General features: G+C 70.3%; 7 protein-coding genes. 3 read left to right on the top strand and 4 right to left on the bottom strand.

Going from position 1 to position 8,782, the window contains the following annotated elements; all coding sequences use genetic code 11:
- Nucleotides 1-149: 149 nt before the first annotated feature.
- Nucleotides 150-1,922 (top strand): carbohydrate-binding module family 20 domain-containing protein, encoded by a 1,773-nt coding sequence (locus AB0O34_RS35045; RefSeq protein WP_363922996.1) that lies wholly within the window; start codon nt 150-152, stop codon nt 1,920-1,922.
- Between the two features lie 39 nt (nt 1,923-1,961).
- Here AB0O34_RS35045 and AB0O34_RS35040 read toward each other — a convergent pair whose 3' ends face one another.
- Nucleotides 1,962-2,909, bottom strand: coding sequence for an endonuclease/exonuclease/phosphatase family protein (locus tag AB0O34_RS35040; RefSeq protein WP_363922994.1), 948 nt, complete (start codon nt 2,907-2,909; stop codon nt 1,962-1,964).
- A gap of 390 nt (nt 2,910-3,299) precedes the next feature.
- Nucleotides 3,300-4,472 (bottom strand): NAD(P)/FAD-dependent oxidoreductase, encoded by a 1,173-nt coding sequence (locus tag AB0O34_RS35035; RefSeq protein WP_363922992.1) that lies wholly within the window; start codon nt 4,470-4,472, stop codon nt 3,300-3,302.
- Nucleotides 4,473-4,525: 53 nt separating this feature from the next.
- Here AB0O34_RS35035 and AB0O34_RS35030 point away from each other — a divergent pair, with 53 nt between their 5' ends.
- Nucleotides 4,526-5,218, top strand: a complete 693-nt coding sequence (locus AB0O34_RS35030) for a TetR/AcrR family transcriptional regulator C-terminal domain-containing protein (RefSeq protein WP_363922990.1) — start codon at nt 4,526-4,528, stop codon at nt 5,216-5,218.
- Between the two features lie 280 nt (nt 5,219-5,498).
- On the top strand, nt 5,499-5,786 hold the full coding sequence (locus AB0O34_RS35025) for a Fe-S cluster assembly protein HesB (protein ID WP_363922988.1): 288 nt from the start codon (nt 5,499-5,501) through the stop codon (nt 5,784-5,786).
- Nucleotides 5,787-5,857: 71 nt separating this feature from the next.
- Here AB0O34_RS35025 and AB0O34_RS35020 read toward each other — a convergent pair whose 3' ends face one another.
- Nucleotides 5,858-6,418 carry a GNAT family N-acetyltransferase gene (locus tag AB0O34_RS35020; RefSeq protein ID WP_363922986.1) on the bottom strand — a complete coding sequence of 187 codons (561 nt, stop codon included), beginning with the start codon at nt 6,416-6,418 and terminating at the stop codon, nt 5,858-5,860.
- Between the two features lie 346 nt (nt 6,419-6,764).
- Nucleotides 6,765-8,782 (bottom strand): discoidin domain-containing protein (locus AB0O34_RS35015; RefSeq protein WP_363922984.1); only part of this gene is annotated, 2,018 nt, incomplete at its 5' end.

Raw genomic sequence — 8,782 nt, 5'->3', positions numbered from 1 at the left:
GGGGGGTCGGCGCCCCCCCCCCCCCCCCCGCGCGGGGGGGCGGGGGGGCGGGCGGCGGGCGCGCCCGGGGGGGGGGGGGCGTGCGGCGGGCGGGGTGTTGCAGCACCCGGCCCGGCACGGGATCGCATCCATCGACCTGGAGGCCCCACGTGAGATCCTACAAATCCCGCCCCCTCACCCTGCCCGATCACGCCGTGACCCGCTCCGGCCGCCCTCTCGCCCTCACCGCCGTCCTCGCCCTTCTGCTCGCCCTCGTCGTCGTCCCGCTGACGACGGGCTCCGCGCAGGCCGCCCCGTCGGGCACGAAGGACGTGATCGCCAACCTCTTCACCTGGAACTGGCCCTCGGTCTCCGCCGAGTGCACCAACGTGCTCGGCCCGGCCGGGTACGGAGGCGTGGAGGTGTCGCCCCCGCAGGACTCGATGAAGGTTTCTGGCACCCACTCGTGGTGGGAGCTGTACCAGCCCGCCGGTTACGACCTGACCAGCCGGATGGGCAGCCGCGCGCAGTTCTCGTCCATGGTCCAGGCCTGCCACGCGGCGGGCGTGAAGGTCTACGCCGACGCGGTGATCAACCACATGACCGGCCAGGGCTCGACGTCGTACGGCGGGAAGAGCTTCTCGAAGTACATCTACCCAGGGACCTACTCGGCGGCCGACTTCCACTACTACCCGAACGCCTGCGGCAACTCCGACAACACCATCCACGACGGCGACTACACCGGCAGCGCGAACAACGTGCAGAGGTGCGAGCTGGTGGGCCTCGCCGACCTCGACACCGGCGCGAGCTACGTGCGGACCAGGATCGCCACCTACCTCAACGACCTGCGGAGCCTCGGCGTCGACGGCTTCCGCGTGGACGCGGTCAAGCACATGAGCCCGGCCGACGTCGGGGCGATCTACAGCCAGGTCACCGGCTCCCCGTACATCTTCCAGGAAGTGATCTACGGCGCCGGCGAGGCCGTGCAGCCGAGCCAGTACACCGGGCTCGGCGACGTGCTGGACTTCCAGTACGGGCGCTACCTCAAGCAGAAGTTCGAGGGCAACATCTCCGAGCTGCAGACCTTCGGCGCCGGCTGGGGCGGGATGCAGCCGAGCGACAAGGCCGTCACCTTCGTCACCAACCATGACACCGAGCGCAACGGCTCGACCCTCACCTACAAGAGCGGCTCCACCTACAACCTGGCGAACATCTTCCAGCTGGCCTGGAACTTCGGCACGCCGCAGATCTACGACGGCTTCACCTTCAGCAACAACGACGCCTCGCCGCCCTCGGACGGCAACGGCTACGTGACGGCCGCGAACTGCTCCAGCGGATGGACCTGCCTGCACCGCGACAGCGCGATCAACGGCATGGTCGGCTTCCACAACACGGTCAAGGGCACCTCGGTGGCCAACTGGACCGCCCCCAGCTCCAGCGTCATCGCCTTCAGCCGGGGCGCCAAGGGATGGGTGGCCATCAACAACGGCTCCGGATCCTACTCCGGCACCTTCACGACTGGCCTGCCCGCCGGGACGTACACCAACCTGACCGGCGGCGGCTCGGTGACCGTCAGCTCCAGCGGCACGGCGAGCGTCACCGTGCCGGCCAAGGGCGCGGTCGCCATCCGGGTCGGCGCGCCGGCCTCCCCGGCCGTCACCACCTCGTTCAACGCGAACGTGACGACGTCGTGGGGGCAGAACGTCTTCGTGGTCGGGAACGTCCCCGAGCTGGGCAACTGGAACCTCGCGAGCGCCGTGGCGCTGTCGTCGGCGACGTACCCGATCTGGCGGGCCACGGTGAGCCTGCCGGCGAACACGGCGATCCAGTACAAGTACATCAAGAAGAACAGCGACGGCTCCGTCACCTGGGAGAGCGACCCGAACCGGTCCTTCACCACCCCCGGCGGCGGCACGGCCACGCGCGACGACACCTGGCGCTGAGCATCCGTGGGCAGGCCGCGACCCGGCCTGCCCACCCGGTCACAGCCGAAAGCGGGCGACGATCGGGGCGTGGTCGGAGTCGGCGGCGTCGCGGCGGACGGCCGGGTCCTCGGTGACCGACGGGAGGCCGTGCCCCACCACCGACCGGATCTCCTCGACCCGCTCGATGAGGGCGCGGCTGGCCAGGACGTGGTCGATCAGCTCCCCCCGGCCGTTGTGGATCCGCGAGTAGCGCTCGGCCTCGGGGATCAGGGTGGCGAGGTTCCACAGCCGCCACGCGTCCCCCCGGTCGGGACGCAACGCGCCGGCCGTGCCCAGCTCGGAGCCGGGCGGCCCCAGCACGATCTGCGTGGTGGCCGCCTGCGGCTCGTCGTTGAAGTCGCCGAGGACGACCACCGGACGGTCCTGCCCGTGCCCGCCGACCAGCCGGTCGGCGAGCCCGCGCAGGGTGGTGGCCTCGGCCGCCCGCCGGTACAGCGCGTACGCGCCGTACCTGGCCCGCTCGCCCTCGTCGCGCGCCTGGAACCTGCCGCCGGGAAAGCTCAGCAGCTTGGACTTCAGGTGGCAGACCGCGACGTCCAGCGTGACTCCCGGAGCCGGCTCGACGCGGACCGCGAGCATGCCGCGGCTGGTCTGGGTGGTCGCGGGACCGGTGTCGGCGTTCTGTACGGCGGCCAGCGGGGCGGCGAAGGCCGTGACGTTCTCAAGGACGGTCAACGGGAGGCGGCTGATCACCCCCACCCGGATCCCCCGCGCGTCCGGATGCGGTGACAGCTCGGTGTGCCATTCGCCGTCCAGCGCCGCCACCAGGTCGGCCAGCGCCTCGGGCTGTCCCACCTCCTGGACGCCGAGGACGTCGGGCCCCATCGCGCTGATCGTGCCGGCCATCGCCGCGATCTTCTTCTGGTACGCGACCGCGTCGTGGGGACCGTACTCTCCCCCCGGCTGGAACAGGTTCTCCAGGTTCCACGTGCCGACGACGACCATGAGCCCTCCCTGAACGTCCGTGACCCCCCGCCGTTCCACTATGACCACCTACACAGGGGTTGGCCACGCTTACGGGTAATGAGTAGCCCTGTGTCAAGCTGAGCAGTTCCGGCTGGGCTTACCTGGCCAGATGCGGCGACGTGATCGCGATGATTCCGGCGGCCTCGCGGTCCCCGCCTCCACTGGCTGCCGGCATCCCGCGAGATCTGGAACTCCCGCACCGCTTCCCTGCCAGTGGTTTCCTGCGGGCCCGTCTCTGTCAACGGCCAAGTGCGTGTTTTTTACATGGCCACGGACATGGCGGGCGGTGGATCTGCCGGAAGGAACCGCGGCGGTGCCGTGCTGTTCCGTGAAGCCGTGGCGAGCCGCTGGTGCTCTCGCGCTTGGCAGTCAGGATGGCTGAACTTCGTCGAAGAGGGCGAGGGCTTCGGTGGGGTCCGGGCTCACGAGGCGTTCCAGCCCGGCCGTCGTGATCTTCGCCCACCTGCCGGCCCGTGCCCACATCTGTTCCTCGAAGGCGCGGACGGCCTCGTCCAGATCGCCAGGGCCGGGGGCGGCGGCGACGGACTCGGCGAGTTCGGCGCCTTCCAGCATCGCGAGGTTCGCGCCCACCCCCAGCGGGGGCATCAGGTGGGCGGCGTCGCCCAGTAGCGTCACCCCGGGGACGTGGGCCCAGGTGTGGGACACGGGCAGGACGTAGAGGGGGCGGTGGACGAAAGCGGTGCCGTGGCGGAGGAGGTCGAGGACGGGAGCGGCCCAGCCGTCGAACAGAGCCAGCAGGCTTGATCGCACGGCCTCGACGTCGGCGAGGTCCAGGCCCGCGTCCAGGCCTGCGCGCCGGTTCAGGCCCATATGCCGGTCCAGGTTCGTGTGCCAGTCCAGCGGCGCGCGGAACTGGGCGTACACCTTGACGTGGCCGCCGCTGTTGCGCTGGGCGACGAGGGCGCGGTTCACGCCGTACACAGCCATGGAACCGTCGCCGATCAGCCGGGCGAGGTCGGGGTGGCGGGTGTCGACGTCGTCCAGGGAGGTCTCGACCAAGGTGACGCCGGTGTAGTGCGGCGTCGCGGACGAGATTGCCGGGCGGACCCGGGACCAGGCGCCGTCCGCGCCGATCACGAGGTCGAACGTCTCCCGTCGCCCGTCCGCGAAACGGACCAGCACGCCGTCCCCGGTCCCCGGCTCCACCTTCGTCACCCCCCGCCCCCACTGAACGTCGAGGGGGCCGAGCAGCAGGTCACGGAGTTGCCCGCGGTCGATCTCGGGATTGGCCCGGTCACCCGGACGGGGTTGCCAGTCGCGGAGGACGGTCCCGTCGGTGTCCAGGATGCGCATGGCCTGCCCCTCGGGACGGGACAGCGCCTGGAACTCCGCCAGCAGCCCCGCCTTGCCCAGCGCGAGCTGGCCCATGCCTTCGTGCAGGTCCAGCGTGCCGCCGGGGGGACGGGCGTCGGGGGCGGGATCGCGTTCGAGGACGGTGACGGGGTGATGGTGGCGGTGCAGGACGCGGGCGAAGGTGAGGCCGGCGGGGCCGCCCCCGATCACGGCGATACGGTGTCTCATATCGATATACTGTATTTGCCTATTACGATGAATCGCAACAGTACGATGTACCCATGACTGTGTGGGACCGGCCGGAGCCGCCGACTCGCCCTGTGCCGCTCGACCGGGAGCGAATCGCCGCCGCCGCCATCGCGCTGGCCGACGAGGGCGGGCTGGAAGCGGCGTCGTTGCGCAAGGTCGCCGCCCGGCTGGACGCCGGCCCGATGCGGCTGTACGGATACATCTCCACCAAGGAGGAGCTGTTCGACCTCATGGTGGACGAGGTCCACGCCGAGATCCTCGCCGAGGAGCAGCCCGGCGACTGGCGGGAGGTGCTGCGCGTCCGCGCCCATCGCACCAGGCAGGCCACCCTCCGCCACGAATGGCTGGCCGACCTGCTCGGCGGCCGTCCGACCCTGGGCCCAAACGCCCTCGCCGTGACCGAGGCCACGCTGGCCGCCCTCGACGGCCTCGCCGACCTCGACACCGTCATGCGCGCCGTGGAGACTGTCAGCGCCTACTTCACTGGCGCGATCAGGCGCGAGATCGCGAACCTGCGGGCCGAGCGCGCCACGGGCCTGTCCAAGCGCGACTGGCAGCGCGCCTCCGGCCCGCATGTGAGGAAGATGCTGGCCACGGGCCGCTTCCCGGCGCTGGCGAAGGCCGTGTACGACGGCACGGAGGTGGACGCCGAGGCGTCCTTCGCGACCGGCCTCGACTGGGTCCTCGACGCCGTGGCCGCCAAACTCACCCGGCCGCCGTCGTGACGCCCAAACATCGGCGTGCTGTTCTACCGGCTCCTGGCCGACCAGCTTGACGACGAGGCCGACCACGAACGGCGCCGGCACGCGCTCTCCAAGACCGTGCGCCGCGCCTTCGCCCCCTGAGCCCGCCCGCCGCGGCGTCCACGATCGGGATCAGCACCAAAGCGGCGTCAACGGGTATTTAGCGAGATTCGACCCACAGGATTCGGCCCGGCGGTTTATGCCGTTAAAAGCGGGCATGGGCGGGATTAGTCCAACAAATCAACCCTGGCGAGGAGACGCAATGCTCACGCTTACAGACACCGCCGCCAAGGTGATCCGTGACCTCAACGCCCAAGCGGGCGAGTCGACCGACAAGGGGATCCGAATCTCGTCGCAGGACGACGACGCGGGCTCGCTGATGCTGTCCGTCGCGGACGGGCCCCAGACCACCGACAAGGTCGTCGAGAGCGAAGGGGCCAAGGTCTACCTCGACCCGGTGGCCGCGACCGTGCTCGAGGACAAGGCTCTCGACGCCGCCATCGACGACCAGGGAGGCATCTCGTTCCACGTCGAGGACCAGTCGGCCTGACGTCGCAGCGCAGGTGACCTACGCCCCGCTGCCCGGCCATGAGCGCCAGGCAGAGGGTGCCGTACGTGTGTTCACGGGCAGGAGTGGGACCAGGTGTAGAGGTTCAGGCTCCGGCCCTTGTCCTCGACGACGCTGGGCGGCGCGTCGGTGAGCTGGAACCCCGCCGCCCTGGCCACCCGGATGCTCGCCTCGTTGTCCCGCTCGATCTCCAGGAAGACCTGGGAGAGCCGCGCGGCGGTGTGGGCGAAGTCCGTCAGCACCCGCACGGCTCGCACCGCCAGCCGCTGCCCCCGGTAAGCGGGGCCGACGGCGTAGCCGAGGCTCGCCGTCCCGTCGTCCCACATGCTCCGGCTGAGCAGCACCTCACCCTTCGCCCGGCCGCCGTCCGTAGTGATGGCCAGGTGGACGCGCCCGCCGGTGGCGCGCGAGCGGCGGGCCTTCTCCAGGTAGTCGCGGGCGGCCCCGAGGCCGAAGGGCGACACCAGCGGCGTCCAGTAGGCGACTTCCGGGTTGTCGAACAGCTCCACCATCACCGGGAGATCGTCGTCCGCCCACTCGCGCAGGACGAGGCCATGGCCGCTCAGCCGCAGTCTGGAGGGAAACAGGCGGCGCGTGCCGTTCTCAGTGGTCATGGAGGGGCCTCTCGGTGCCGGGGACCGTGTGGCGACAGAGTGCCAGATCACTCGAGACCGGGAGGTAAGCACAAGACTGTTGTCCGGGCCGGCAGGGAAGCCGGGGACAACAGTCTGGTGGATCATCGCCTGGCGCGGCCCGGCTGGACTGACGTCTCCCTCTGGTCGCGGACCGTTTTGCCCGAGCTCTCGGAGGAGGTGGCCCTCCTCCGAGAGCATCGGCTCCGGACCAGTCCAGGTTGGTCCGGGGTCTGTGGAGGTCTCGGATGAGGGGCCTCGGGGACAGGTGCGTCCTCCTGTCCCCGAGACCCGGTCCTCGTGCCCCTCCAGGGAGGGACGGGCCTCGCTAGGAGGCGTAGACCTCGAATTCGGAGAGCTGGCCGGCCGGCCAGCCCGTGTTGCCGGTGAAGCTCAGGCGCAGGTAGCGCTGGCTCGTCGCCGTGAAGGTGATCGTGGCCGTGTTACCCGTGGCCGGGTTGAAGGTGTAGGCGGCGGAGGCCTTCACCGTGCTGTAGGAGGACCCGTTGGTGGACCCCAGCACCGAGAGCGTCTGCGAGCGGGTCGCCCAGGAGGCCGCCGGCGGCAGCTTGAGCACCACCCGGCTGACGCTGGTCGCGGCGCCGAGGTCGACGGTCACCGTCTGGGGCCAGGCGTTGTTCACGCTCTCCCAGTAGGTGTTGGCGTTGCCGTCCACCACGTTGCCCGACCCGTACACGTCGGAGTGACCGCTCTCGCTGGTCGCCTTGCCGCGTGCCAGGTTGCCCGCCGGAGGGGTGGGAGTGGGAGTCGGCGTGGGGGTCGGGTCCGGGCCGCCGGTGGCGTACACCTCGAACGAGGAGAGCTGCGCGGCCGGCCAGCCGGTGTTGCCGGTGAAGGTCAGCCGCACGTACCTGACGTTGGTCGCCGGGAACGTGACCGTCGCCGTGTTGCCCGAGGCCGGGTTGAACGTGCGCCCGGCGGCGGCCGAGAGCGGCGTCCAGTTCGTGCCGTCCGTGGAGCCATGGACCGCGATCGTCTGCGTGCGGGTGGCCCATGCCGCCGCCGGGGGCAGCTTCAGCACCACGCTCTGGGCCGAGACGACGCCGCACAGGTCCACGGTGATCGTCTGCGGGAAGGCGTTGCTCGCCGACTCCCAGTAGGTGTCCGCGTTGCCGTCCACCGCGTTCGGCGCCGCGAAGCCCTGGTTCTGGCTCGTGGCCGTCACCGCCTTGCCCCGGGCCACGTCACCGGTGCCGGGCGCGCAGGGCGTCGGCGTGGGGGTCGGAGTCGGGGTCGGGGTGGGCGTGGGGCCGGTCGGCGTGGGGCTCGGGGTGGTGTTGCCGCCACCGCCCGGGTAGATGTAGTTCGGCGCCGGCCACTGGCCGGTACAGGTGGTGGAGCTGGGGCTCCAGCCGCTGTTCCCGGTGCCCTGGGTGATGACGAGCCCGGTGCCGACACAGTTGTGGATCGCGACCCCGGCGCCGATGTGGGCGGCGGTGACGTTGGTGAAGTTCGCGGTCGCCGGCGACTGCGCCTGGATCATGTACGTGCCGGTGCCGTCGATCCGGACGTTGGTGAAGTTGACGGTCTTGGTGCTGCCCTCGATGAAGTGGATGGCGGCGTACGAGCTGTCCAGGATGTCGGTGTCGGTGACGTTGATCGTCGCGTTCACCGGCTCGTTCAGCCCGTCGAACCACAGCGCTCCGACGCCGAAGTTCCAGTTGTAGTCGGAGTTGCCGGCCCTGAGCAGCGTGTTGCGCGCCACGGTGATCGTGCCGGCGACCGCGGTGCCCTGGCCGGAGTTGACGCCCGGGTAGCGGTTGGCGATGTGGATGCCGCCGCCGTTGGAGATGGTGTCGGCGACCACGTTGTCGGTGATCTTGATGTCCCTGCCGCCGTAGGTGACGATGTTGTTCGCCAGGATCGGCAGGATCACCGTGTTGTGGGTGAACGAGTTGTTGACGTTCGCCACGTTCTCCGGCCACATCGCGAGGCCGTCGTCACCGGTGTTGCGCACGAAGGTGTTGGTCACCGTCGAGTTGGTCACGCCGATGTGGAAGTTCACCCCGTCGGCGGTCTGGTCCAGGATGCGGCTGTTCTTGATGGTGAAGTTGTCCATCGGGCCGTCCATCCAGGCGCCGACCTTGGTGTGCTGGAGCCACAGGTTGTCGACGGTGGAGTTGGACATCGCGCCGCCGAGGGCGTTGACCTGGTCCTCGTCCACGCGCTCGGTGATCTCGCCCATGATGGCGAAGTCCCTCAGCGTGACGTTCCTGCTCGGGCCGCCGTTGTTGACGTACTTGCCGTAGATCCCCGCCGCCCGGTTGCGCTGGGTGGGGTGGCGCCCGGTGAGCACGCTGTACCAGGGGCCGGCGCCCGCGAGGG

This window comes from Sphaerisporangium sp. NPDC088356 (assembly GCF_040685555.1).
In the GTDB taxonomy this organism is placed as follows: domain Bacteria; phylum Actinomycetota; class Actinomycetes; order Streptosporangiales; family Streptosporangiaceae; genus Sphaerisporangium.
The sequence above is the reverse complement of the archived record's forward strand: the minus strand, read 5'-3'. Positions and strand labels throughout refer to the sequence as shown.

Excerpts from the sequence above, each read along its gene's own strand:
- AB0O34_RS35020 (WP_363922986.1), bottom strand. The coding sequence starts at position 6,418 with ATGACCACTGAGAACGGCACGCGCCGCCTGTTTCCCTCCAGACTGCGG.
- AB0O34_RS35025 (WP_363922988.1), top strand. The coding sequence starts at position 5,499 with ATGCTCACGCTTACAGACACCGCCGCCAAGGTGATCCGTGACCTCAAC.
- AB0O34_RS35040 (WP_363922994.1), bottom strand. The coding sequence starts at position 2,909 with ATGGTCGTCGTCGGCACGTGGAACCTGGAGAACCTGTTCCAGCCGGGG.
- AB0O34_RS35030 (WP_363922990.1), top strand. The coding sequence starts at position 4,526 with ATGACTGTGTGGGACCGGCCGGAGCCGCCGACTCGCCCTGTGCCGCTC.
- AB0O34_RS35035 (WP_363922992.1), bottom strand. The coding sequence starts at position 4,472 with ATGAGACACCGTATCGCCGTGATCGGGGGCGGCCCCGCCGGCCTCACC.